At 62.4% G+C, this 22,356-nt stretch carries 23 protein-coding genes and 1 tRNA gene; 11 read left to right on the top strand and 13 right to left on the bottom strand.

Annotated features, from left to right (window positions below; translation table 11 throughout):
* Nucleotides 1-18: 18 nt before the first annotated feature.
* Together BRX37_RS19460 and BRX37_RS19455 are read left to right on the top strand one after the other, a co-directional pair.
* Nucleotides 19-1,200, top strand: coding sequence for a bifunctional 2-C-methyl-D-erythritol 4-phosphate cytidylyltransferase/2-C-methyl-D-erythritol 2,4-cyclodiphosphate synthase (locus tag BRX37_RS19460; protein ID WP_125988814.1), 1,182 nt, complete (start codon nucleotides 19-21; stop codon nucleotides 1,198-1,200).
* Nucleotides 1,201-1,207: 7 nt separating this feature from the next.
* Nucleotides 1,208-1,726 (top strand): CinA family protein, encoded by a 519-nt coding sequence (locus BRX37_RS19455; RefSeq protein ID WP_004212578.1) that lies wholly within the window; start codon nucleotides 1,208-1,210, stop codon nucleotides 1,724-1,726.
* Here BRX37_RS19455 and BRX37_RS19450 read toward each other — a convergent pair.
* Both BRX37_RS19450 and lipA read right to left on the bottom strand, forming a co-directional pair.
* Nucleotides 1,672-2,148, bottom strand: coding sequence for a type II toxin-antitoxin system RatA family toxin (locus BRX37_RS19450; protein ID WP_010339373.1), 477 nt, complete (start codon nucleotides 2,146-2,148; stop codon nucleotides 1,672-1,674). The two genes, BRX37_RS19455 and BRX37_RS19450, sit on opposite strands and share 55 nt — an antisense overlap.
* A gap of 7 nt (nucleotides 2,149-2,155) precedes the next feature.
* Nucleotides 2,156-3,136 (bottom strand): lipoyl synthase, encoded by a 981-nt coding sequence (gene lipA, locus BRX37_RS19445; protein WP_010339374.1) that lies wholly within the window; start codon nucleotides 3,134-3,136, stop codon nucleotides 2,156-2,158.
* Between the two features lie 38 nt (nucleotides 3,137-3,174).
* Here lipA and BRX37_RS19440 point away from each other — a divergent pair, with 38 nt between their 5' ends.
* The 4 genes from BRX37_RS19440 to BRX37_RS19425 all read left to right on the top strand — a co-directional run bounded on the left by BRX37_RS19440 (nucleotide 3,175) and on the right by BRX37_RS19425 (nucleotide 6,649).
* Complete coding sequence (locus BRX37_RS19440; RefSeq protein ID WP_037519738.1) at nucleotides 3,175-3,813, top strand: carbonic anhydrase; 639 nt, start codon at nucleotides 3,175-3,177, stop codon at nucleotides 3,811-3,813.
* Between the two features lie 13 nt (nucleotides 3,814-3,826).
* Entirely contained in the window at nucleotides 3,827-4,645 is an 819-nt protein-coding gene (locus tag BRX37_RS19435) for an NYN domain-containing protein (protein ID WP_125988812.1), read from the top strand.
* Entirely contained in the window at nucleotides 4,645-4,926 is a 282-nt protein-coding gene (locus BRX37_RS19430; RefSeq protein WP_125988810.1) for an acylphosphatase, read from the top strand. The genes BRX37_RS19435 and BRX37_RS19430 overlap by 1 nt, the downstream gene beginning before the upstream one ends.
* A 718-nt stretch (nucleotides 4,927-5,644) precedes the next feature.
* Nucleotides 5,645-6,649: a cytochrome-c peroxidase gene (locus BRX37_RS19425; protein WP_125988808.1), complete on the top strand. Its 1,005-nt coding sequence runs from the start codon at nucleotides 5,645-5,647 to the stop codon at nucleotides 6,647-6,649.
* A 289-nt stretch (nucleotides 6,650-6,938) separates the two neighbouring features.
* Here BRX37_RS19425 and ettA read toward each other — a convergent pair whose 3' ends face one another.
* Nucleotides 6,939-8,624, bottom strand: coding sequence for an energy-dependent translational throttle protein EttA (gene ettA / locus BRX37_RS19420; protein WP_004212532.1), 1,686 nt, complete (start codon nucleotides 8,622-8,624; stop codon nucleotides 6,939-6,941).
* 102 nt (nucleotides 8,625-8,726) lie between these two features.
* Between ettA and BRX37_RS19415 the strand changes: the two genes are divergently transcribed.
* The 5 genes from BRX37_RS19415 to BRX37_RS27385 all read left to right on the top strand — a co-directional run bounded on the left by BRX37_RS19415 (nucleotide 8,727) and on the right by BRX37_RS27385 (nucleotide 11,506).
* Entirely contained in the window at nucleotides 8,727-10,100 is a 1,374-nt protein-coding gene (locus BRX37_RS19415; protein WP_125988806.1) for a M20/M25/M40 family metallo-hydrolase, read from the top strand.
* 158 nt (nucleotides 10,101-10,258) lie between these two features.
* Nucleotides 10,259-10,471: a hypothetical protein gene (locus tag BRX37_RS19410; protein ID WP_004212530.1), complete on the top strand. Its 213-nt coding sequence runs from the start codon at nucleotides 10,259-10,261 to the stop codon at nucleotides 10,469-10,471.
* A gap of 135 nt (nucleotides 10,472-10,606) precedes the next feature.
* Nucleotides 10,607-10,691 (top strand) — tRNA-Pro (locus BRX37_RS19405).
* A 364-nt stretch (nucleotides 10,692-11,055) separates the two neighbouring features.
* A complete protein-coding gene (locus BRX37_RS26820) occupies nucleotides 11,056-11,217 on the top strand; it encodes a hypothetical protein (RefSeq protein WP_017502130.1) in 162 nt (53 codons plus the stop codon).
* 160 nt (nucleotides 11,218-11,377) lie between these two features.
* Complete coding sequence (locus BRX37_RS27385; RefSeq protein WP_268932917.1) at nucleotides 11,378-11,506, top strand: hypothetical protein; 129 nt, start codon at nucleotides 11,378-11,380, stop codon at nucleotides 11,504-11,506.
* Between the two features lie 390 nt (nucleotides 11,507-11,896).
* On the opposite strand, the gene BRX37_RS19400 is transcribed toward BRX37_RS27385, so the two are convergent.
* The 10 genes from BRX37_RS19400 to BRX37_RS19355 all read right to left on the bottom strand — a co-directional run bounded on the left by BRX37_RS19400 (nucleotide 11,897) and on the right by BRX37_RS19355 (nucleotide 22,281).
* Nucleotides 11,897-12,112 (bottom strand): hypothetical protein, encoded by a 216-nt coding sequence (locus BRX37_RS19400; RefSeq protein ID WP_318276780.1) that lies wholly within the window; start codon nucleotides 12,110-12,112, stop codon nucleotides 11,897-11,899.
* Nucleotides 12,113-12,238: 126 nt separating this feature from the next.
* Nucleotides 12,239-12,568, bottom strand: a complete 330-nt coding sequence (locus BRX37_RS19395; protein WP_125988802.1) for a PDDEXK family nuclease — start codon at nucleotides 12,566-12,568, stop codon at nucleotides 12,239-12,241.
* On the bottom strand, nucleotides 12,565-13,155 hold the full coding sequence (locus BRX37_RS19390; RefSeq protein ID WP_125988800.1) for a hypothetical protein: 591 nt from the start codon (nucleotides 13,153-13,155) through the stop codon (nucleotides 12,565-12,567). Before BRX37_RS19390 ends, BRX37_RS19395 begins: the two co-directional genes overlap by 4 nt.
* Nucleotides 13,156-13,187: 32 nt before the next feature.
* Nucleotides 13,188-13,709, bottom strand: coding sequence for a TIGR02594 family protein (locus tag BRX37_RS19385; protein ID WP_125988798.1), 522 nt, complete (start codon nucleotides 13,707-13,709; stop codon nucleotides 13,188-13,190).
* 25 nt (nucleotides 13,710-13,734) lie between these two features.
* Nucleotides 13,735-14,112 carry a hypothetical protein gene (locus tag BRX37_RS19380; protein ID WP_164522490.1) on the bottom strand — a complete coding sequence of 126 codons (378 nt, stop codon included), beginning with the start codon at nucleotides 14,110-14,112 and terminating at the stop codon, nucleotides 13,735-13,737.
* A 147-nt stretch (nucleotides 14,113-14,259) separates the two neighbouring features.
* Entirely contained in the window at nucleotides 14,260-14,556 is a 297-nt protein-coding gene (locus BRX37_RS19375) for a hypothetical protein (RefSeq protein ID WP_125988794.1), read from the bottom strand.
* A gap of 11 nt (nucleotides 14,557-14,567) precedes the next feature.
* Nucleotides 14,568-20,633: a phage tail protein gene (locus BRX37_RS19370; protein WP_125988793.1), complete on the bottom strand. Its 6,066-nt coding sequence runs from the start codon at nucleotides 20,631-20,633 to the stop codon at nucleotides 14,568-14,570.
* Entirely contained in the window at nucleotides 20,621-21,079 is a 459-nt protein-coding gene (locus tag BRX37_RS19365; RefSeq protein ID WP_017503513.1) for a DUF6950 family protein, read from the bottom strand. The genes BRX37_RS19370 and BRX37_RS19365 overlap by 13 nt, the downstream gene beginning before the upstream one ends.
* A gap of 27 nt (nucleotides 21,080-21,106) precedes the next feature.
* A complete protein-coding gene (locus BRX37_RS19360) occupies nucleotides 21,107-21,760 on the bottom strand; it encodes a hypothetical protein (protein WP_125988791.1) in 654 nt (217 codons plus the stop codon).
* Nucleotides 21,757-22,281 (bottom strand): hypothetical protein, encoded by a 525-nt coding sequence (locus BRX37_RS19355; protein WP_206434185.1) that lies wholly within the window; start codon nucleotides 22,279-22,281, stop codon nucleotides 21,757-21,759. Before BRX37_RS19355 ends, BRX37_RS19360 begins: the two co-directional genes overlap by 4 nt.
* Nucleotides 22,282-22,356 lie beyond the last annotated feature (75 nt).

The following is a 22,356-nucleotide window of genomic DNA, read 5'->3' as shown; positions in this document are numbered from 1 at the left end:
GCATAGGGCAGAGCGTCTATGCGCCGCTGCATGACATCGAACAGCAGGATCGTCGCGCTGATCGTCGCCGCCGGGCAGGGAAGCCGGGCCGGTGGCGACATTCCCAAACAATATCGGCAGATTGACGGCAAGTCCGTGCTGGCCCATGCCCATGACGCCCTGACGGCGCATGGCGGCGTGTCGGCCATCCACATCGTTCTGGGCGAAGGCGAGGAGGGCCGCGCGCAGGCTGCGCTCGGCGACCGGGTCGCCCATTTCGTCACCGGCGCGGACAGCCGGCGCGGTTCGGTCCGGGCCGGGCTGGAGGCGATCGCGGCGGCCGGTGGCGCGGATATCGTGCTGATCCACGACGCCGCACGCCCCTTCCTGCCCGCATGGGTGATCGACCGGCTGCTGGCCGCGCTGGAAGATGCCGAAGGCGCCATCCCCGCCCTGCCTGTTGCCGATACGCTGGTTCGCAGTGACGGCGCGCGGATGGGCGACGGCGTCGATCGCGCCGACCTGCATCGCGTGCAGACGCCGCAGGCCTTCCGCTTCGAGACCATCCTGGCCGCCCATCGCGACTGGGACGAGGAACAGGAAGCCACCGACGATGCCCAGATATTGCGCGCCTGGGGCCATGACGTCATCTTGGTGCAAGGCGATGAAAGGCTAGAGAAATTGACCTACCCGCAGGATTTCGCCCGTGCCGAGGCACGCCTGGGCGGCGCCCGCACCACCCGCGTCGGCATGGGCTATGACGTCCATCGGCTCGCGCCCAACGAAGAATTGTGGCTGGGCGGCGTGCTCGTCCCGCACGACCGGGGCCTTGCTGGTCACAGCGATGCCGATGTCGCGCTCCATGCCATTGTCGATGCGATCCTCGGCGCGCTCGCCGATGGCGATATCGGCAGCCATTTCCCGCCGTCCGATCCGCAATGGTGCGGCGCTTCGTCCGATCGTTTTCTCGCCCATGCCCGTGATCTGGTTCTGAAACGGGACGGCCGGATCGATCATGTCGACCTCACTATCATCTGCGAAGCGCCCAAGATCGGACCGCATCGCGACGCCATGCGTGCCCGGATCGCCGAGATATTGGACGTTTCGCTGGATCGCATCAGCGTCAAGGCGACGACGACCGAGCGACTTGGCTTTGCCGGCCGGCGCGAGGGCATCGCCGCGCAGGCGGTTGCCACCCTCTCCCTCCCCACGCTATTCTGAGCCGACCATGCCCAATACCATCCTGCCAGCCCAGCTCGTCGACCTTGCCGAAAAGGTCATCATCGCCAATCGCCGCGCCGGTCGCACCGTCGCGGTCGCAGAAAGCTGCACTGGCGGCCTGGTCTCCGCCGCGCTAACCGAAATCGCCGGATCGTCGGACGTCTTCGAGGCCGGTTTCATCACCTATTCCAATGATATGAAGGCCGAACTTCTGAAGGTTTCGCACGATGTGCTGGACACGTTCGGCGCGGTCTCCATCGCCACCGCCTGGGCGATGGCGCAGGGCGCGCTCAAGAAGAGCCACGCCCATGTCGCGGTCGCCATCACCGGCATCGCCGGGCCGGGCGGCGGCAGCGAGCAGAAGCCGGTCGGCACCGTCGTCTTCGCGCGGGCGGAACGTGGCGGCAGCCCCGACAAGGTCGTGGCCGACATGCATCATTTCGAGGATAATGGCCGGGGCGGCGTCCGCCTTCAGGCGGCGTTGTGCGCGCTCGAACTGCTGCTGCCCGATTCGCCGGCGCCATAAAGCGCCGCCGCGCGCGTCTCGAACGCGCCGATCATCTTGCGCAGCGCCTTGTCGAAAAACTGACCGGCCAGCATCTCGAATATCCGGTTCTTGAATTCGAACTCGACCTCGAAATCCACCAGCACGCCGCCCTGCCCGTCGTCGCGGAAACGCCATTCATTATGGAGATGCTTAAGCGGGCCGTTGAGATAGTCGACCCGGACATGGTCCGGGCGATGCTTGTGGACGCGCGAGGTGAAGCTCTCGCTGATCCCCTTGAAGCCGACGATCATGTCCGCAACCATCTCGCTCTCGCTGTCAGAGCGGATACGGATCGCGCTGACCCAGGGCAGGAATTGCGGATAGGCCGAGACGTTCGACACCAGGTCGAACATCTGTTCCGGACTATAGGGCAGTTGGCGGGTCTCTTCATGCTTGGGCATTCGCCAATCAGGCCTTCGCGACGGCCGCCTTGGCCAGCTTCGCCTCGCGCGCGGCGCGCATCTCAGCGAAGTCCTTGCCGGCATGATAGCTCGACCGGGTCAGCGGGCTCGATGCCACCTGCAGGAAGCCCTTGGCCCGCGCGATCGCCGCATAGGCATTGAACGCGGCCGGGGTGACGAATTCCATCACCTTGGCGTGCTTGGGCGTGGGCTGCAGATATTGGCCCATGGTCAGGAAGTCGATGTCGGCCGAACGCATGTCATCCATCACCTGATGAACCTCCAGGCGTTCCTCGCCCAGGCCCAGCATGATGCCCGACTTGGTGAAGATCGACGGGTCGAGCTTCTTGACGCTCTCCAGCAGACGCAGCGACGCATAATAGCGCGCGCCCGGGCGGATGGTCGGGTAGAGCCGGGGTACGGTTTCCAGATTATGGTTATAGACGTCCGGACGCGCCTCGACGATCATCGCGACCGCACGTTCATGCTTGTTACGGAAGTCGGGCGTCAGGATCTCGATCGTGGTGCCCGGCGTCGTCCGGCGCAGCGCCTCGATCACCTTGACGAACTGGCTGGCGCCGCCATCGGGCAGGTCGTCGCGATCGACCGAGGTGATGACGATATGTTCGAGGCCCATCTCGGCGGCAGCATCAGCCAGGTTCTGCGGCTCGTTGACGTCGACCTTGCGCGGCATGCCGGTCTTGACGTTGCAGAAGGCGCAGGCGCGGGTGCAGACATCGCCCAAAATCATCACCGTGGCGTGCTTCTTGGTCCAGCATTCGCCGATATTCGGGCAGGCGGCCTCTTCGCAGACCGTGTTCAAACCCTTTTCCCGCATCAGCTTGCGCGTCTCGTGATAAGCGGGGCTGGTCGGCGCCTTGACGCGGATCCAGTCAGGCTTGCGGGCACGCTCGGTCGTGGCGGGCTGACCGGGGACGGGGATCGGGGCAATGTCGTTCATCGGCCCCAGATAGCGATGCAGGACCATACTTGCCAGCCCTCTCTTTGTGCGGCACATCAATCATCATGACCGACTTTGCAGACATGCTCGAAGGCTATCGCCGCTTCCGTGACACCGGCTGGTCCCAGCAGCGCGAGCGATGGGACGAACTCAACGAGGGGCAGAGCCCCAAGGTAATGGTGATCGCCTGTTCCGACAGCCGAGTCGACCCGGCCCAGATATTCGACACCAGCCCCGGCGAAATCTTCGTCGTGCGCAATGTCGCCGCGCTGGTGCCGCCGTTCGAAACCAATCCCGGCTGGCACGGCGTGTCAGCGGCGCTGGAATTTGCCGTCCAGGTGCTCAAGGTCGGCGAGATCGTCGTCATGGGCCATGGCAAGTGCGGCGGCTGTAAGGCGGCGCTCAGCCATGACCTGAAGGACGCTCCTCCGGGCGAAGGCGGCTTCATCCATAACTGGATCCAACTGCTCGACGATGCGCGCGACGTGGTGGTGGACCGCTATGGCGACCAGCGTGACCGGGATGTTGAACGCGCGATGGAGCAGGAAGGCGTCAAGGTGAGCCTCACCAACCTGCGCAGCTTCCCCTGCGTGCGGGCCAAGGAAAAGTCCGGCGAACTGAAACTGGTCGGCAGCTTCTTCGCCATTTCCGACGGCCAGCTCCACATCTTGGACGAACAGACCGGCGTCTTCGCCGCAGCCTGACGGGAGGCGCACCATGCCCATGCGGCAGGAAGGGCGCGGCAATATCGCCCTGCTGATCGACGCGGACAATGCGTCGGCGGCCCATTTCGATGCGGTGATGACCGTGCTGGCGGAACTCGGCACGGTCAATATCCGCCGCGCCTATGGCAATTGGAACAAGGCGACGCTCAAGACCTGGGCGGCGCTGTCGGTCGCGCAGGCGATCGAGCCGCAGCAGCAGTTCGACCTGACCAAGGGCAAGAACGCCACCGACATGAAGATGACGATCGACGCGATGGACCTGCTGTCGAGCGGACGCGTCGACGGCTTCGGCCTGATGTCGAGCGACAGCGACTTCACCCCGCTGGTGACCCGCCTGCGCCAGGACGGTATCCCGGTCTATGGCTTCGGCAACGCCAATGCACCCGAAGGCTTCCGCCGCGCCTGCACCCGCTTCATCGACGTCGCGGCGCTGCGCCCGGTTGAGGTGCCGGTGGCCAAACCGGCGGCAGCACCCAAGAAGAAGGCGCCGGCCAAGAGTGGCACGCCCGCCAAACCAGCCCCCGCAACGGCGGCCCTGCCCCCGCCAGCTGCAACGCCCGCACCCGCGGGCACCGGCGCGGCGGTGGACCCGGAAGTCGTGCGCCTGCTGATCGACGCCTATGACGAGGCGAAGCGGGACGAGCGCGGCTTCGTGGCGCTGGGGCCGGTCGGCCAGCGGGTCGGCAACCGCTCCAGCTTCGACGTGCGCAATTATGGCTTCAAGCGCCTGTCCGATCTGATCGCCGCCATCCCCAATTTCACCACCGAAGTGCGCGAAGGCGGCCAGACCTGGATCAAGCGGATCCGCTGATGCCGGCCGTCGCCCGTCACCTGATGATCCTCGGCCGGGTGCAGGGCGTCTTCTACCGCAACTGGACGGTCGACGCCGCGCGCGGCCTGGGCCTGACCGGCTGGGTCCGCAACCGGATGGATGGCAGTGTCGAGGCACTGGTACAGGGCGAGGCGGATGCGGTCGCGCGCTTCATCACGCTGGCACAGGATGGCCCACCCGCAGCAAAGGTCGCGCGGATCGACGCTATGGATGTGCCGGTCGAAGCGCTGAACAGCTTCGAGAAAAAGCCGACAGCCTGACGCGCCATGAGGCGCGAGATGGTCTCGACAGAGCAAAGAGCCGATCGAATTTAGGCTGAATGACGGCCTGTAGGACAGCGAAAACATCCGGCGGTCAGTCGAGTAATCGACGCGACAGTATATTTTCGTCCGAAGTTCACAGTGTCGTCGAGCCATTTCGGGCCTTTTGCGCCTGCAACGCGCCCATTACGCGGCACCCACGCGCCTGCAACGCGACAGCAGAGCCATGATCAGGGTCACAGTAGCACTTCGCCGACGCGGCAGTCAGGCGACCGTGAAGCGACACCAAAGCGACAATGTCAGAAGAGCAGACGAAATCGAGACGACTTTCCATGGCCCGAATAGATCAGACTTGCGCCAAATAGGACAGACCCACCTCGCACGGCTGACGGATTTGCGATGGCATCTAACGACCAATTCGAGACTGTTCCCCCTCCCGTAAACGGGAGGGGGTTAGGGGGGTGGGAAGGACGTCGCCAAAGCCCACCCCGCTGCGACTAACGCGCTGCGCGCGCAAGTCTCGCTATCCCTCCCGTTTACGGGAGGGGAATGGCAGGAAACCACCCTCGGTAGCCGTTCGGTCGAGAGAGCATCCGATGTTGCCCGAAGAAATGGCATCGGGCAGCGACCGCCATCCTTAACCTCCATCGCCCCCCCTTTACCCCGGCCTGCGGATCGGTCAGCCTTGGTTCGTCATGCGCGGCGAAGGGGACGACGGATGCGAGTGGGCGGAGCGGCGATCATCGGGGCGGCGGCGCTGCTGGCGACGGGACTGGGGGCTGCGCGTCCCGCCTGGCGCTGGCCTGCCCTGCCCGCTGGCGTTGCAGCGCCCGTCATCCCGTCCGACAACGGCATGAGCGCGGCCAAGGTCGCGCTTGGTCGCCGGCTCTTTTATGATCGCGCCCTGTCGGCCGATGGCAGCATGGCCTGCGCCGATTGCCACCAGCAGGAGAAGGGCTTTGCCGATGGCCTTTCCACCCATCGCGGCGTGATGGGCGACATGGGGGTGCGCAATGTGCCGGGCCTCGCCAATGTCGGCTGGCGCAGCGGCCTGACCTGGACCGAGGCAGGGCTCAGCACGCTGGAACAGCAGGCAATGGTTCCGATGACCGGGACCAAGCCGGTCGAGATGGGGCTGGCGCAGGATGATGCCGGGCTGGCGCGGCGGATCGGCGCCGATCCCTGCTATCAGCGGATGTTCGCGGCGGCCTTCCCCGGTGATCGGGGCGGGGCCGGCTTTGCCGGGGTGACGGCCGCGCTCGCCGCTTTCCAGCGGACGATGATATCCTTTGGCAATGCCCATGATCGCGGCACGCTGTCGCCGCTGGCGAAACGCGGAGCCACGCAGTTTGCCGCGGCAGGATGTGGCAGTTGCCATTCCGGGCCGGATCTTACCGACAGCAAGACCCATTATGTCGGCACCGCTGCGCCGCAGGAGGTCGATGCCGCCGCCTATGGCGGCAAGCCCCTGCCGCCGGGCTTCGAGCCGCCGCCCGAGCAGTTCCGCACGCCGTCGTTGCGCAATGTCGCCGTCACTGGCCCCTGGCTGCACGATGGTCAGTCGCCGACGATCGAATCGGCGATCCGCCGCCACGCCGCACCGATGCTGGTCGATGTCGACATGCCTGCCCTGCTCGCCTTTCTCGACGCATTGACGGACCATGATTTCCTGAAGAATGCAGCACTGGCCCGGCCGGCCGCGACCTGTCCGATTTCCGCGTGAGTTGGCCCTGCCTGAAAACGCCCGTTCGAAGGACAAAAAAAGGGCCAGCCCCGAAAGGCCGGCCTTGATAAGTTTTAGGAGAGGATGCCTGAAAGGCCCGTCCTATGTGCAGCGCAGCGCGTTCTTTCGCAATTGCGAAGGGCGGAACCGGCGTTGCAGATATTGCAACTTCATTACCGCCAGGGCGATGGAACAGCAAAACGCCCGGCATCCCTGAGGGACACCGGGCGTTTCAAGTCATTGTTATTACGCCATTTAGCGAGAGGCTGTTTCCAGCCTCCCGATCAGATCAGCGCGTCAGCTTCTTATAGGCGAGGCGCGTCGGACGATCGGCGGCATCGCCCAGGCGACGGCGCTTGTCTTCCTCATAGGCCTCGAAATTGCCTTCGAACCATTCGACATGGCTGTCGCCTTCGAAGGCGAGGATGTGGGTGGCGAGACGATCGAGGAAGAAGCGGTCATGGCTGATGACCACGGCGCAACCGGCGAAATTCTCGATCGCCTCTTCCAGCGCCGCCAGCGTTTCGACGTCAAGGTCGTTGGTCGGTTCGTCGAGCAGCAGCACATTGCCGCCGCGCTTCAGCATCTTGGCGATGTGGACGCGGTTGCGCTCACCACCCGACAGCTTGCCGACATTCTTCTGCTGGTCCTGGCCCTTGAAGTTGAAGGCGCCGACATAGGCACGGGTCGACATGTCATGGCCGTTGACCTTGACGTAATCGAGACCGTCCGAGACTTCTTCCCAGACATTCTTCGACGCATCGAGATGGTCGCGACTCTGGTCGACATAGCCCAGGCGCACGGTCGAACCGATGTCGATCTCGCCCGAATCAGGGGTTTCCTGGCCGGTGATCAGGCGGAACAGAGTCGACTTACCCGCGCCGTTCGGGCCGATGACGCCTACGATGCCGCCGGGCGGCAGCATGAAGGACAGATCCTCGAACAGCAGCTTGTCGCCATAGGCCTTGGAAATGCCCTTGGCCTCGATCACCTTGCCGCCCAGGCGTTCGGGCACCTGGATGACGATCTGCGCCTTGCCGGGCGCACGATTTTCCTGGGACGCAACCAGCTGTTCGAACTTGGCGATACGCGCCTTCGACTTGGTCTGACGGCCCTTGGGCCCCTGACGGATCCACTCCAGCTCGTCGTTGATCGCCTTCTGGCGGCCGGTGGCCTCGCGGTCTTCCTGCTCCAGACGCTTGGCCTTCTTCTCCAGATAGGTGGAGTAGTTGCCTTCGTAGGGGAAATATTTTCCGCGATCGAGCTCCAGGATCCAGCCGACGACATTGTCGAGGAAATAGCGGTCGTGGGTGATCATCAGCACCGACCCGGCATATTCCTTGAGGTGATTTTCCAGCCAGGTGACGCTTTCGGCGTCCAGATGGTTGGTCGGTTCGTCGAGCAGCAGGATGTCGGGCTTCTGGATCAGCAGGCGGGTGAGCGCGATGCGGCGCTTTTCACCGCCCGACAGGCTTTCCACCGACCAGTCCGACGGCGGGCAGCGGAGCGCTTCCATCGCGATTTCGAGCTGGTTGTCGAGCGTCCAGCCATCGGCGGCGTCAATCTGCTCCTGCAGCGTGCCCATTTCCTCCATCAGCGCGTCGAAATCGACATCTTCCGGCGGATCGGCCATGATCATGCTGATCTCGTTGAAGCGGTCCAGCTTGTCCGCCATCTCGCGGGCGCCGTCCTTGACATTTTCCAGCACATTCTTGGTCGGATCGAGCTGGGGCTCCTGCGGCAGATAGCCGACGGTGACATTCTCACCCGGCCAGGCTTCGCCGCTGATGTCGGTGTCGATACCGGCCATGATCTTGATCAGGGTCGACTTGCCCGCGCCGTTCGGGCCGACGATGCCGATCTTGGACCCGCGATAGAATTGCAGATTGATGTTGTTCAACACCGGCTTGGGCGCGCCGGGGAAGGTCTTTGTCATGTTCTTCATGACATAGGCATATTGCGATGAGGCGGACATGGGTTCGCGCAGCTCCAAAGGGTATGGACAGGAAAATTTGCGCCGAATTAGCGAAGGCGGAAGCCATTGGCAAATGGGGTATGTCTGAGTAAGCCTTCAGCCATGCAGAAAATCCGATCGGGCCCGCTCGCCGCCCTGCTCCTTGGCAGCATCTTCACCCCCGCTCTGGTCCAGGCCGCCCCGGCCAGCGACGCCGCGATTCGCGAAGCCGCCCTGAAGGATGATGTCGCCTGGGACATTACCGAAGGGCTGACGACCGAAGTCGGCCCGCGCCCGGCCGCCACGCCGCTCGAAGCGCGCGGGCGCGAATGGGCCGCCGCCAAGCTCAAGGCATTGGGCTTCGCCAACGTCCGCATCGAACCTTATAAGATGCCGCTGTGGGAACGCGTCCATGACGAAGCAGCGATCATCGCCCCCTTCCCGCAGAAGCTGGTCGTCGCGGCGCTGGGCAACAGCGGATCGACCCCGGCCCAGGGGATTGAAGGCGAAATCGCCTATTTCCCGACCATCGCCGACCTGCAGGCCGCGCCGGACAGCGCGGTGAAGGGCAAGATCGTGTTCGTCAGCCATGACATGGTCGCCGCCCAGGACGGGTCGGGCTATGGCTATTATGGTGCCGCCCGCCGCCAGGGGCCGAGCATCGCCGCCAGGAAGGGCGCGATCGCGATCCTGGTGAAGTCGATCGGCACCGATCATCACCGTATCGCCCATACCGGCGTGCAGATGTGGGCCGATGGCGTAACGCCGATCCCGGCCGTGGCCGTCAGCATCCCCGATGCCGAACAGATGGCGCGCGTGGTCTCGCGCGGCCAGCCGGTCCGCGTCCACCTGACCGCCGTATCGAAGACCGCCAAGGACCAGCCGTCGGGCAATGTCATCGCCGAAATCCCAGGCAACGATCCCAAGGCCGGCGTCATCGTCGCTGCCTGTCACCTCGACAGTTGGGATCAGGGCACCGGCGCGATCGACGACGCTTCGGGCTGCGGCATCGTGGCCGCCGCCGCTTTGCAGGTCGCCAAGGCCGGTATGCCACGTCGCACGATCCGCGTCCTGTTCGCCGGCGCCGAGGAAGTGGGCGGCAATGGCGGCCGCGCTTATTATGCTGCCCATGGCAAGGAGCCGCATGCGCTGGTGCTGGAATCGGACTTTGGCGCCGACAAGGTGTGGAAGGTCGACTTCACCCTGCCCGCCGGCCATGAAGCGCTTTCGGCCCGGATCGCACAGGGACTGGCACCGCTGGGCATCGTGCCGAGCCGTGACAAGGCGCATGGCGGATCGGACATCGAACCGCTGGTGGAGGCGGGCATTCCGGTGATCGACCTGCAGCAGGATGGCACCCGCTATTTCGACATTCACCACACGCCGGACGACACGCTGGACAAGATCGATCCGGCGCAGCTGCGCCAGAATGTCGCCGCCTGGGCGGTCACGCTCAACATTGCTGCGAATGCGACAGAAACATTGGGCATTAACTGAACTTTTATAGTAGAGAACGCCCCGTCGCGTGATTCTGCCGCTTCACCGACGTCAGAAAAGCATTGATTTGTGCAGCGCACACGTTAATGCGGGTCGCTCGCGTAGGGTCACATTTGTAACGTGCCAGACGCGGCATAATGCTATGGGAGCCGTACACAATGAAGAAGATCGCTGTTGTTTTCGCTTCGGCCAGCCTGATGGCCCTCGCCGCTTGCGGTGAGAAGCCGGCCAACGAAACCGCGAACGCTTCGAACGCCGTCGTCGAGAACGTTGTCGAAAACGCCGCCAACGCTGCTGACAACGCCGCCAACGCCGCCAACGAAGCTGCTAACGCCGCTAACGTTGCTGAGAACGTTGCGAACGCGCACTAATCTCTGCCACGGCGAGATTTCGAAGGGCGGGCCTATATGGTCCGCCCTTTTTATTTGTCCGCGCAATATATGTGGCTCGACATGATTTTCGGGCATTGACGCCGGCGGCGCTCGAACGCTAAGGCGCGCGTGCATCGGGGAGTAGCGCAGTCTGGTAGCGCGCCTGCTTTGGGAGCAGGATCGGCCACCAAAAAACGGCGGATTTCCTAGGGTTTCCCGACACACCTTCCAAAATTCTGGGGAAATTCTGGGGAAATTCTCAGGGTTGCCCGCACCGGGTTTAATCGCGCCTATATCACCAGACATGTGATACGCTGTCCCCGGACGGAGGACGCGTCCCATGGACATTGACGCCTGATGCGCAGCAGCCCCGACATCGTGCTGACCATTGAAGCTGCCGTCCTTGCGCTGCTGATGATCGTCAGCGCGGCAGCGAAATCGTCAGGTTGATCGACTGATACCCGCTGCGGTGCTGCATAGGGTCGTGATCAGCCAGATTTTCTAACCCAGCGCAAACTGGAGGCGGTTGAAAAATCTTGCCGGATCGATTTTATTTGCCGCCTGCGTAATGATCGGAGGCGCGGATGGAAGACCACCTGAAGGCCGCTGCGGTTGCGGCCGATATGTCAGACGACGAACTGATGAAGGCCTGGACTGCGGTCACCGACCGAGAGAACCTCTCCTACGAGCAGCAGGCGGTCATGGATGAAATGATCATCCGAAGGCTGATGCCTGATGAAACGTGACCGCCATCCGTCCTGACCATTGAAGCCGTCGCCCTGGGCGGGATGATGTTCGTCGAGGCGATCAGCACCGATCCGCCCCAGCGCATTGATCCCTCTCGACCATTTCCATGGCGACCGCTGCACGGATCGATGCTATCGCTTCGACGCAGGGAGAGAACGGATGGACGATCATCACGACGATGGCGACCAAAGTCGAAGCGGCGACGATCAGTCGGATATCGAGGCGTTCGTCCTGGCTGCGACGATCCTGGTCGCGGCTATCAGCGCGATCGTCATCCTGATCATCTAGCGCGCAACCATCGACGAGAACGGTCGTTTCATCCCGACCCGCACACCTGGAGAGACAAGCATTGCGCCGCCCCGACACCGATGCCACTAACCGAACGCGATCGATCGCCGATACAATCCTCGCGCTGGCAGTGCTTTGCGCATATGCGGCAGCCGCCATGCTGGGCTTGATGCGATAGGCGCGGAACAGACGCGAGCAGAAAGCGTTTGTCGGCCTCCTCTCTGGCTTTACTATGCCCCGCCAAAGTCGGCGGGGTATTTTTTTTGAAGGCGAACGTTTGAATCATCACCAATATGATCGCGATCGATCGTCGCTAGTCCTCAAAGTCCAGGCGATCTTCCTGGCCGCCATTATGATCGGATCGTCGGCCGCAGGCCTTTACAGCCTGCTCTAGCTCTCGCAGCTTGATCCGTCCGGGTTTCGTCCGGTCATCATATACCACTGCTCTATTGTGCTGGGCGCCCCGATCAGCTTCTCGATCGCGTGACAGACGTATATCGCCGCATCAGCTTCTTCGTGCGCATCCAGGACCGACAGGCACTCTTCCAGCTTCTTTCGAACTTCGACCAGTTCGTCGGGCAAAGCTCGTTCGACAAAATGCTCCATGTCCCACCTCCATTCACGGATGCATTTTATCGCACGTGCAAGCATCGCGCATGGATAATTGCCCCCAAAATGGGGGCGATTCCGATTGACATCGCCGAAGTCGGGATCGGCGCCGAATGATGTCCTTCACGTTGGCCCCTGGCGCCAAGCGATCCCATTGCGGTCGCACCAAGCCGCATATGTGGTCGAACTGCCAGGGCTGATCTTGAGCCGGGGGTTCTGGAACCACATCTCGATCGTCCAATCGGGATGCTGGTCGCGAACGGCAAGAACCTTTCTTCGGTCCTGTGCGAGAAAACGACCCTTCGCCTCGATTATCCGGCGACCTTCGACATCGACGAAATCGGGCAGATAAGTGTGATCGATCCGATACGGCAGCTTGATCGCTTCGTGCGCGAATTCGGCCGGGACGAGCGCGGCGCAACGGGCTTCGAATTTCGACCGGTAGCGCGTCACGCGAGAACGCCCCACTGGGTCGCCATAGCGTTCGCGATCCCCGGATAGGTGACGCTTCGGGCCGCCCAACGGTCGGAAGACGGTCCCAGGCGATTTTGACCGCTGTCGCACTGATTGGCCCAGCGCTCCTTCCCGCTGACGATGCGACCGGCGACCCGCTTCGAACGGTCAGCGACCAGCTTAGGCAGACCTTTCAGCCAAAGACCGGTGCGCTTGCTGGCATCGTCACCGAAATCGTAGGGTTGGACATATTGATCGGCGGGTCGAATTCGTGTGCTGATGCAGCCGACCGGGTTTTCGATTGCGATCCTATCGACTGGCGCTTCCATCAGCCGCCGCACGAAATCGAGCGCCTCTTCGGTCAGCGCTGCCCGACCTTCGACACGCTTGTTCCAGTGGAGACCTGACGAGCAGAGATAGGTGCAGGGAGGATGCGCGATCAGGATGTCCCAATCGCGATCAAGGAACTCGAAAACGTCGCCCTGAAGGTGCTGGCCCGACGATGGCAGGAGATCGCACGACCAAGCGTCGTGACCGTGCGCGGCGAATGCGTCACGAACGGTGCCGCTGAATTCGCAGGCGACCAAGACGCGAAGAGGATTACATAACCCCTATTTATCTAGGCTTCATTCTTCGAAACCTTGGCGCCCCCTGAATTCACCACCGGCGCCAGCGCAATCGCCTTTGACGCCCCGGTCGGCCATCGCATCGAAACGCACCGGCCGCGTTCGATCCAGGTCTCGTTGACCGAATTCTGCTGGTTTCCACCCAACACGCGGAACAGCCGACCGTCCGCCGATACGCCCGTCAGAAACGCGACGTGACCGCCCCCAGGACGCTGAAACCGAACGATAGCGCCGAGATACGGTTTGCTGACCGCTTCACCGAAAGCGTCCCAAGACGATGCCCGGACGGCGATTTTCGGCGGCTGGAAACCAGCTTGGGAAACGACGTGCGCGGCGAAGGTGCCGCACCAAGGAGTTTCATCGGAATCGACGGCGATGCCGAGGATTTTGGGACCAAGCGCTTTGATCCACGACATGATCGTGGGGCTGTGTTTCGGGCCGACGATTTCGTGGACGCCGACCAGAGTGCGGGCATAGGTGAGCCATGATGGCTCGAACGGTGACGGGGTAGCCATCACCCTATTTATGTCGTGGCGAAAGTCAGCCTTTCGGCGTCACGATACGTATCTCGCGGATGCTTTCCGCCAGAATATCAAATCGGTCATTGATAGCGGTAGCCAGCTTTTCCTGGCCGCGTTCAACCCGCTCGATCGCCTTGTCGAAAGACTGAACTGCGCTTTCCAACTTAACGATGCGCTCAACGTCCGCCGTCCGAAGATGCTCGATCGCATCGATGCGCGTCGCTTGGTTCTTCAGACTGTGCCGAAGATCGCTATCATCCTTTCGCAATTCTACAACGTCGCGAGCAACGTCTTTCGTGATCGCCCGCGTCACTAGGCCGCACGCACCGGCGACGGTTGCAAGGGCTGCGGCCCACTCGACGATTGACGAAACATCACCCACCGTTCGCAAGGCCATCCACGATAGCGACGATGATCGAACCCACGACACCGCCACCCGCAACGCGGATGATGTTCGTTACGATAGCGGATCGGACAGGCGGGAGGTGCCACAGCCAAATCGCTGCGGCCCCCACTTTTTCGCCCACCGTTTTCAGACGGTCGATCACGCGGGCGTGACCGGCAGGGTCGGCGTGAAGGTGCCAGCCGCCGCCAACGGCTCTTCACCGTCCCAACCCCGACGGACGTTCTCCAGCGTGACCCGGCGCGTCTCAAGCTGCATGCGGATGCCCGCCAAGCTCGAAAGAGCCTGACCCACCACCTGGGCGGTTGGATAGTCCTGCTCCAACGTCGCGCCCTGCGCGGACGCACGGAGGGCGTCGATGTCGGCGATCAGCGCTTCAAGCGTCTGGATCGAATATGCGTTGACCTCGCGAAGGGTCGTTTCTGCTGTGATATCCATGCGCATATTTATCATTCGACGCAGACCACGCTGACCCGTTGGCTTTGGTTGTTGCCGGTAGACAGGTTACGCACGATGTCGGCACTGAACGTCCGGGCAGCGGTCGAGCGTTCGTCATCGACGTGCGTGAAGCTGCTGCTGTGACTATACGTCCACGTAATCCGGCCACCACTATCGCCGATCGTCGGACGCACACCGTCCAACGAGACGATCTTCGAACCGCCGCCCTGGCTGGCAACCAACCCGCCATTTTTACGAAGGTTCAGGACGATTTCGGCCGCCGACATGGTTTCCGTCTTCGATCCCTGATGGGTCAAACCACCGTCGCCCGACCCTGTCGAACCAAAAGCCGCCAGGGCAGCGTCGTATTGCTGCCGCCCTTGCGTCGTGGCCGCGTAAGTCGAAGTCACATCATAGCTGTAGACCCACGACGTGTTGACGGTGACCTGGCCGCCATTGCTGCCAAAGGCGCCTGTGGTCGTCGAAGCGTTCGCAGCCGTAGCGCTCGACGCGCCGCTGTTTCGAAGCGTGCCAGCCAACAAGGCGCCGCCGAAATATGCGGTGCCATCGACGCGCAAATATTCTTTCGCGTTGCCCTCGTTGCAATTGTTCAGGTCGGTGAAATATGGACCAGTCCAGCGCATGAAGCGGTTCCCGCTACCAAACGCCCCGCCCCAAATTGACATCCAAGAAGACCCATCGGTAACGATCCAAAGACCGTTTCGATATTCGGTGCGCGGACCACCACCCGGCCGGACGATCTGGAAACGATCGGCGTTGATCGTCATCGACCCGGTCTGGCCATTGTTGGCCATTTCCCAACCCGAGACGTAACCGTTCACGTCAAGCTGGACAGCAGCACGGGCCAGCGCCTGATTGGCTTTTCCATCAACCGAAGTCACGGTTTCCGAAATCATCGTCACCGCCGCTTCGTTCGAATAGGCGGTCATATGCTGGCCGGGTTCCAGCTTAACCTGACGCCAGCCTACGTTGCCGATTGTCCCAGACGCTTTGAACGTGACCAAGCGAACACGCACGAATGCAGCGTTGCCCGGCGCGAACGCCGTGTGTTTGAGCGCTTTTCGGCCGAAGGCATCGTCCGTGAAATCGTGCCAACTGCTGTAAGCAGGCCCGCTCGATTGGCTGATCCAGTTGTTCGCGCCATCATACCAGTTCAATTCGACATACGAGTAGCCGACACCGCTGTTGATCTGACAGATATTGTCGGCGGACACAGTGTAAGCCTGCCCGCCCCACACGCTGACATTGCCGGATTCGAGATACGAATATCCGCCAGAAGCAAAGTCCTGCTGGTTCCAGCAGCACTGACCCCAGCCCCCCGAAATACCGGCCCTCCATCCGCTGTTGGACGCCCACCAGCCCGACATCCCAGAAGAAAATCCGCCGATCTCCAGAAGGTTTGGCGATCCACTCTGAACAACGGTTGCGAGGCTTGCCAGGCTGCTATTTGCAGTCGCAATCGCGGTGGAATTCTGGCTGATGCTGGCCTTCATCGAGACCGCAAGCGCGTCACCCGACCCGATGCTATACACGGTGGGCGCTGGCGCTTCCGCATATGTAGGCCGCCATTGCGGCCGACACATCCAGGCCACGCTGTCGCCATCGCCCGGATACGTCGCGTATTTCATGAATACGGAATGGGCTTGCGCCGCGTTGGGCGGCGAAGCTGCTTTTACCCATAGGCGATCCCACGCACCGATGGCGCTACCGCCTGTTTTTATCGTGCGAGAGCCACCCCAAGAGGTTGAGATGAACGCGCCATTCGCGTCATACCATTCGATTTTTAGTTCGACATTGCACCGGTGCGCGGCTGCGTAGATCGACCATTCATAAAGCGTGTTGCCCTGCACAGCGTAACGTTCTGCATTGTGCCACTGGCCCCAAATCGACTGATTATTGCCAGACTGCCGGATTGACAGCGTGTGTTCGCTGGTAGGACGCCATGCATCACCGCCGTCGTCGCGCCCCCACGCCAAGCCGAATGCGTCCGGCGCGTAAGCGGCCCACCCCGACGCATCGACCGAAAAACTGGTGTTTGGGGCGAGATTGCCGCCGCCCGTGCTGAAGGTCGCGGCAAGGTTAGCACTTTGCGCAGCGGCGGCGGCCTTTTCGGTTGTGATCGCGGCCGACCCTTGGGCGGAATCTGCGGCTGCCCAAGCACTGCCGTTTGCGGCCTGCGCCTGATCCTTGAAGCCGCTTGCGGCTTGCGAGTGCTGCCAGGACTGTCCCGCCTCGTATTGCGCACCCGAATAGCTGCTCGAAGCCGCATCGGCGAAATCGCTAGACCGCTTTTCGCTGGTTACGTCTTCAATCCGAAGCGTTTTCCACGCGCAGTTGTGATTGGCCGAACCCCATGGACCATCACTGGCCAGCCATGGACGAACCGCTCTCGCGTTGGCCGGGAGCGTGATCGCGAAGCTGAAATCACCATAATCTTGGCCGGGTTGTCGTGCGGTTGATCCGACGAACGTGGACGAACCGTTGTCCAGCAGGACATGGAGGCCAGCGATAGTCTGATATGGTCCCCACGCCGCTCCGTTGCCCGACACGCGCATGACCCGGTTGGCCCAAGCACCCGGTAGAAAATCGCCTTCTGTGATGTCGCGGTCAGTTTGCCAAAGGACGTGGAAGCCAACGCGCGGGTCTAACGACGAAGAGCAGAAATCGCGCCAGAGGCCACGATCATTGCTGGCGTCGAAACTGGCACGACCGACCAGATTGCCGCCTGCCCGCGAGGCGGCGTCACGACCGAGCAAAGACACACGAACTTCCGTGCTGTTGGCTGCATTAGCCGCGTTCCCGGCTTCGGTCGCCTTCGTCTGCGCCAAGGCCACATTGGCCGCCGTTGCAGAAACGTCCGCTCCGGTCTGACCGACATGTTGCGCGCTAAGTTGTGTCTGACCGGTGACGGTCTGGACCATCCCGCTGACATTCTGCTCGCTGGTGGCGGCCTGATTGCGAAAACTTTCAGCCTGCCCTCTCGCTGTTTCCGTGCGGATACGATCTTGTTCAATTGCCGAGGATTTCTGGGAAACATCCGTCTGTATCGCTGCGACCTGACGCTGGCTCTCCGCCGAGGCAGCAGCAGCATTTTCGGCGCTACGCTGGTTGGTGATGTCCTCGATGCGGAGCGTTTTCCACGCGCAATTATGGTCCGTAGCGCTGAACGGACCATCGGACTGCAAGAATGGCCGTAGTGATACGGCGTCTGGCTGGATCACCACTTCGCCAGAGAAATCACCGTAGTCAGCCCCAGCAGGGCGTGCCAGAATAGTCTGCCAGCTATATTCGCCATTTGACCGCAAAACCTGAACGCCAGCGTTCGAGGGATATGGCCCCCACGCCGCGCCGTTTCCCGTGATCCGAAGGCGACGGTTTGACCAGTTGCCAGCGATCTGATCGCCCTCGTAGGCGTCACGACCGCGCTGCCACATGACCGCAAAACCGACACGCGGATCATTCCCGACGAAAATCGTTCCGGCCCATGCTCCCCGGTCGCCAGTCGAATCGAAAGAGGGCTTACCGACGATGTTGTCGGCAGCGTGCGAAATGGCATTCAATCGGCTCTTTTCAGAAGCCGCCGCGCTTCGCTGGCCCTCGGCTGCATAACTCGCCGTGTTACTTTCGTGCTGGGCCGCCGCCGCGACCATTTGGCCGGTTTGATCGCGGGCGATGGAGGTCAGGCGTTCTGATTCCGCCGCCCGCGCTGCTGCCCCTTCTGCCGTGTTCGCGGCTTCGCTGGTCTGGTCACGATAGCCCTTCGCCTGGCTGTTCGCGGTCTGCGCGTCAGTGCGGGCAATGACCGTTTCATCGCGGATCGCACCGGTCTGGTTCAGGATGTCGGCGGCGGCGTCGCGCGCTTGCTGGGTCAGACCGAGCGCCGCCTGAGAATTCTGGTCAGCCGCCTGGGCGTTCGAAGCGTGCTGGGCAGAAGCGTCGGCGTTGGCTTTCGACGAGACGGTATTGCCATAGGTGGCCTGGAGGTCGGCCGCCGTTGACTTCGCCGTCGCGACATCGGCATCAAGCTGGGCAAGCTGCTGGGTCAGGACAGAAGTCTGGCTGACGGCCGAATTCGCGGTTTCCTGCGCCTGCTGCGCGGTGTCGATTGCGGTGGTGGCGTTTTCGCGCGCCTGGCCATCGACGATCTCGATCGCAGCCGACACGACATCCGCGCCAACCCACTCGCTGTAAACGCCGGTCCCCATGCGATATCGCGCACGAACCGCGAGATCGACGCCGCCGACATTGCTGCCAAAGCGGAAAACACCGCTGACGGGATCATGGATCGCGGCCTGCTCGGTCCAAGCGATGGCGCCTGTCGGTCTCGATTCAATCTGGATACCGACGATGCGCGCGGACGGTGCTGGGGTCCAGGTGACCTCGACTTCGCTGACTTGCTGACCGCCTGCGCCTTCGATGACCGAACTGCTGACCGTGAGATTTTCCGGCGCAATGGTGTCGCGCGGATTATAGCCGTCGGGGCGGATCGTCGCGGGCAGCGGTTTTTCTTCGCGGTCCCAGGCATAGACTTCGCTGGACTCTTCGCGAAGCGCCATCGTGAAGAGAAGATCGTGGGTCTCGACCTGCTCGATCACCCTGAACAGTTTCCGGTTCCAACCGCGTTCGGGAAGCGACATGGTGATCAGCGAGCCGACCTGGACTCTGAACGCTTTCGGACCAAAGGTCGCGCTGAACACGCCAGGCGTCTTGGCCTCGCGGAGCAGCCATTGCTTCGCGATACGCTGGCAAGTCTCTGCGCGGGTGACCAGACCAAGATCGAGGGACAGGGTGCGCGGGATCGCGTCGGGTAGCGGATCGGTTTCGACCACACCCCAATCGACCAACTGATAGAGCGAGGACGGATCGGCGAAGCGACCGCGCACGATGTTGTGCAATTCGCGGGTCGGCGGCGCCGGTTTCCACAGATATGGGGATGCCGATCCGGCTGCGGCGACCAGGTCGTTCTCGTCGAAATCGACCTTTGGGCCGAGCGTATCGTCGAAACCGCCGACTAGCTGATAGACGCCGGACGTATCGACCAGCTTGCACGAACCCATGGCCGCCGAAAGACCATTAATGACGGTTTCGTGCGGGTCAGCGGTCGAAAAGGTGCCATCACTGGTGTAGCGCTGAACCGTGGCGCCAGACTGGGTCAGGACGCGCTCTTCGCAGACGTTCGCGTAGGCGCGGAAATTGTCGAAGTCGATGCGATGGGCCGGGATGCCCATGCCCCAAACCAGCTTGTTGTTGATCCGGTAACCGAGCAGATAGGTCAGCAGCGCCAGCGCGGGATTGCGGCCAATCTCGGTCGAACCTTCGCGGAAGGTCCAAGTCGATTGATCCACAATACGATGGGCACCTGATCCACCGTTGGTGCTGTCGCGGCGGGGATCGTAAAGCGGACAGCCCTCGACGATCGTGGTGTAACGAGATGGGATGCCGCTCGGCCAAACCTTCGAATCCAGCTTGTATCGGGTGGCGAGATAAGCGCAGCCGGTGAAGGTCGATTGCGGGGTCCAATATTTCCCCGATCCCCAGGAAAATCCGTTTCCGGGCTTGCCTTCGAGGCAGGTCTGGACGGCCAGAACGCCACCATCGTGGCTATCGACGATCGCGCCGTTCGCCCAAGTCCGGGTCTCTTCGAGATACCATTCCTTGACCGCATTGATCCGATGGCTCGCGAGCGCGATGATCTGCGCGTAACCGTCCTTTTTCGAACCGGCGCGGTCGAACGTTTCTGCAAAGCGCACGTCCGCACCGGCCGCTGTGGTGCCAAACACGATCTTTCGCGGGGCGCTGGGAACGACGCTGGTGTGAAGACGATCGACCAGCGACTGCGACATTGAAGGCGCCTTGCGCAGCACCGACGCGGCCGCAGCCATGCCAAGCGAAACGCCAAGGCCGACCAGCGACGACGTGATCGTGGCAAGGGTCGCGGCGGTGACGGTCGCGCCGAAAATACCCGATGCGCCGATGGCCGCAGCGATCTGCGGGGCAAAGACGACGATCGCCACCGCAACGGCGACGACCAGGACGGTCGTTACTACTTTGCCCAAGTTTCGCCCTCCGACGCTTCGAAGGGCACGCTGAAGGCGTATTTCAGACTAGCGGTCGGGACCGGGATCAGCCCGACCTGGCCAGGGCCTTCCCCGACAAAATAGCTGTAGGGGCCGACGCAGACTCCACAGGACAGGTCCGCGTTCATGACGATGTCGCCACGCTGCGCGAGATGGATCGACTTGGATTTTCCAAGCCAGGAGGTGACCGTCCGAAGGAGCGTCCCAGCGCCGAATTCGCGCAGCGCTTCGGCCGCGCCGGTCTTGGTGTCGTATCGTCCGCGAAAGGCTTCGCCGGGATCGAACCCGGTCATCGCCCGGATACAATCGGCGGCAAACAGGGCGCAGTCGTGACGACCCCATCGAAAGGGTTCGTCGTTTACGCGGTCGAGGTAGGTGCGGAGGCGATCTTCCCAATCGCCATATCTGTGGGACGCAAGCTGCATCCCATATTTAGCTTAACCGCCCTACGCCTAACGCTGCTGCCAGTTGTTGATCGTGGACTGGACCGCCGCCCAGCCCGTCGGGGCCAATTTCATCAGATCGTCGCCGTTCGCGATTGCCGCCACATAGTCCTGCGAGCGATCGTTCGGGTCGAATTTCGGCTGGTCGAGATAGGTGCCCTGGGTGGCGTTGCTGATCATGCCAGCGTGCCCCTCGATCGACAGTTTGAATGTCCGCGACAGTCCGTCACCGCTGACTTCGACCGTGTCCATCGTGCCCGACCGAATTCGACGAAAGACCCAATGCGGTTCGGCGATCAGGCCAGGCTGGATCAAAAGCGCGCGCCAAATCGTGGCCGTTCGCCCCTGATATTCGGTCGGCTCGACCGCCGCCGCTTCAAGCGCGAGGGGCACCGAAGACGGCAGGCCCAGCGCGATTTCAAGCGCTTCGGAGCCGCTATACGAGAAGCTGTTGTCACCAATATCGACGATCACGCCGTTTTCGAGCGGGTGAAAGGTCTGATCGTTCAAGAGGCTGTCAGCCCAACCGGTCACCTTGATCGAATGGCCACCAGTCCAGGCGCCAACCGTGCCACTTTTGAAATCCAGGCGCGCCAAAAGGGCGGTCGTGATCCCGGCTTCCGCGAGCGCGGCGGTGATTTCGGGGGTGGTGCCAGGTCTCATGCGCCCACCGCCTCCACAGCGGTCAGCGTGCCGAATTCGGCCAAGTTTCCGCGCTGGCCACCAGGCGTCAGCGTATAGGTCTGGCCCTCGCTCGTAGTCAGGCGAAACAGGCCGCTTGGCCGGAAGAATTCGACATCGGTATCGACCGCAAAGGTCTGGCGAAGCGCGGGTTCGAACTGAACCAGGCACTGACCGTTCGCGTCGGCGTTCGCCGGTGCGTCGGTGATTTCGAACAGTTGCGACCCGATGGAAAATAGCTGGCCGATCCGAAGCTGGCTGGCCTGTCCCGCCACCCATCCGCCCATCACGACGGCGGACAGATAGGCATAGGCGGTCTCGGCGACCTTCCGACCCGTCAGCGTCGAAGTGACGGTTTGTCGAGGGCAGTAACGAAAATGACCGACCTGTCCGCGCAAGCTATTGAGCCAGGCGCGCAGGCGTTCGGCGACATTCTGGCGCATCGGCGGCCAGGTCCAGGTCAGCGTCCACTGGCTGGCGGTGTTGATCGTCTGCTGGACCAAGGAAAAATTGGACGCGATAGCGGCCTGGCGACGATTGACCGCCAGGCGCTCTGAATTCGGGGTGACGGCGGGAAA

Source organism: Sphingomonas sp. S-NIH.Pt3_0716 (assembly GCF_003950715.1).
In the GTDB taxonomy this organism is placed as follows: domain Bacteria; phylum Pseudomonadota; class Alphaproteobacteria; order Sphingomonadales; family Sphingomonadaceae; genus Sphingobium; species Sphingobium yanoikuyae_A.
The sequence above is the reverse complement of the archived record's forward strand: the minus strand, read 5'-3'. Positions and strand labels throughout refer to the sequence as shown.

What these genes read in the sequence shown, in the direction of transcription:
- BRX37_RS19460 (WP_125988814.1), top strand. Translation starts at nt 19, where the DNA reads ATGCGCCGCTGCATGACATCGAACAGCAGGATCGTCGCGCTGATCGTC.
- BRX37_RS19455 (WP_004212578.1), top strand. Translation starts at nt 1,208, where the DNA reads ATGCCCAATACCATCCTGCCAGCCCAGCTCGTCGACCTTGCCGAAAAG.
- BRX37_RS19450 (WP_010339373.1), bottom strand. Translation starts at nt 2,148, where the DNA reads ATGCCCAAGCATGAAGAGACCCGCCAACTGCCCTATAGTCCGGAACAG.
- lipA (WP_010339374.1), bottom strand. Translation starts at nt 3,136, where the DNA reads ATGGTCCTGCATCGCTATCTGGGGCCGATGAACGACATTGCCCCGATC.
- BRX37_RS19440 (WP_037519738.1), top strand. Translation starts at nt 3,175, where the DNA reads ATGACCGACTTTGCAGACATGCTCGAAGGCTATCGCCGCTTCCGTGAC.
- BRX37_RS19435 (WP_125988812.1), top strand. Translation starts at nt 3,827, where the DNA reads ATGCCCATGCGGCAGGAAGGGCGCGGCAATATCGCCCTGCTGATCGAC.
- BRX37_RS19430 (WP_125988810.1), top strand. Translation starts at nt 4,645, where the DNA reads ATGCCGGCCGTCGCCCGTCACCTGATGATCCTCGGCCGGGTGCAGGGC.
- BRX37_RS19425 (WP_125988808.1), top strand. Translation starts at nt 5,645, where the DNA reads ATGCGAGTGGGCGGAGCGGCGATCATCGGGGCGGCGGCGCTGCTGGCG.
- ettA (WP_004212532.1), bottom strand. Translation starts at nt 8,624, where the DNA reads ATGTCCGCCTCATCGCAATATGCCTATGTCATGAAGAACATGACAAAG.
- BRX37_RS19415 (WP_125988806.1), top strand. Translation starts at nt 8,727, where the DNA reads ATGCAGAAAATCCGATCGGGCCCGCTCGCCGCCCTGCTCCTTGGCAGC.
- BRX37_RS19410 (WP_004212530.1), top strand. Translation starts at nt 10,259, where the DNA reads ATGAAGAAGATCGCTGTTGTTTTCGCTTCGGCCAGCCTGATGGCCCTC.
- BRX37_RS26820 (WP_017502130.1), top strand. Translation starts at nt 11,056, where the DNA reads ATGGAAGACCACCTGAAGGCCGCTGCGGTTGCGGCCGATATGTCAGAC.
- BRX37_RS27385 (WP_268932917.1), top strand. Translation starts at nt 11,378, where the DNA reads ATGGACGATCATCACGACGATGGCGACCAAAGTCGAAGCGGCGACGAT.
- BRX37_RS19400 (WP_318276780.1), bottom strand. Translation starts at nt 12,112, where the DNA reads ATGGAGCATTTTGTCGAACGAGCTTTGCCCGACGAACTGGTCGAAGTT.
- BRX37_RS19385 (WP_125988798.1), bottom strand. Translation starts at nt 13,709, where the DNA reads ATGGCTACCCCGTCACCGTTCGAGCCATCATGGCTCACCTATGCCCGC.
- BRX37_RS19380 (WP_164522490.1), bottom strand. Translation starts at nt 14,112, where the DNA reads ATGGCCTTGCGAACGGTGGGTGATGTTTCGTCAATCGTCGAGTGGGCC.
- BRX37_RS19375 (WP_125988794.1), bottom strand. Translation starts at nt 14,556, where the DNA reads ATGGATATCACAGCAGAAACGACCCTTCGCGAGGTCAACGCATATTCG.
- BRX37_RS19365 (WP_017503513.1), bottom strand. Translation starts at nt 21,079, where the DNA reads ATGCAGCTTGCGTCCCACAGATATGGCGATTGGGAAGATCGCCTCCGC.
- BRX37_RS19360 (WP_125988791.1), bottom strand. Translation starts at nt 21,760, where the DNA reads ATGAGACCTGGCACCACCCCCGAAATCACCGCCGCGCTCGCGGAAGCC.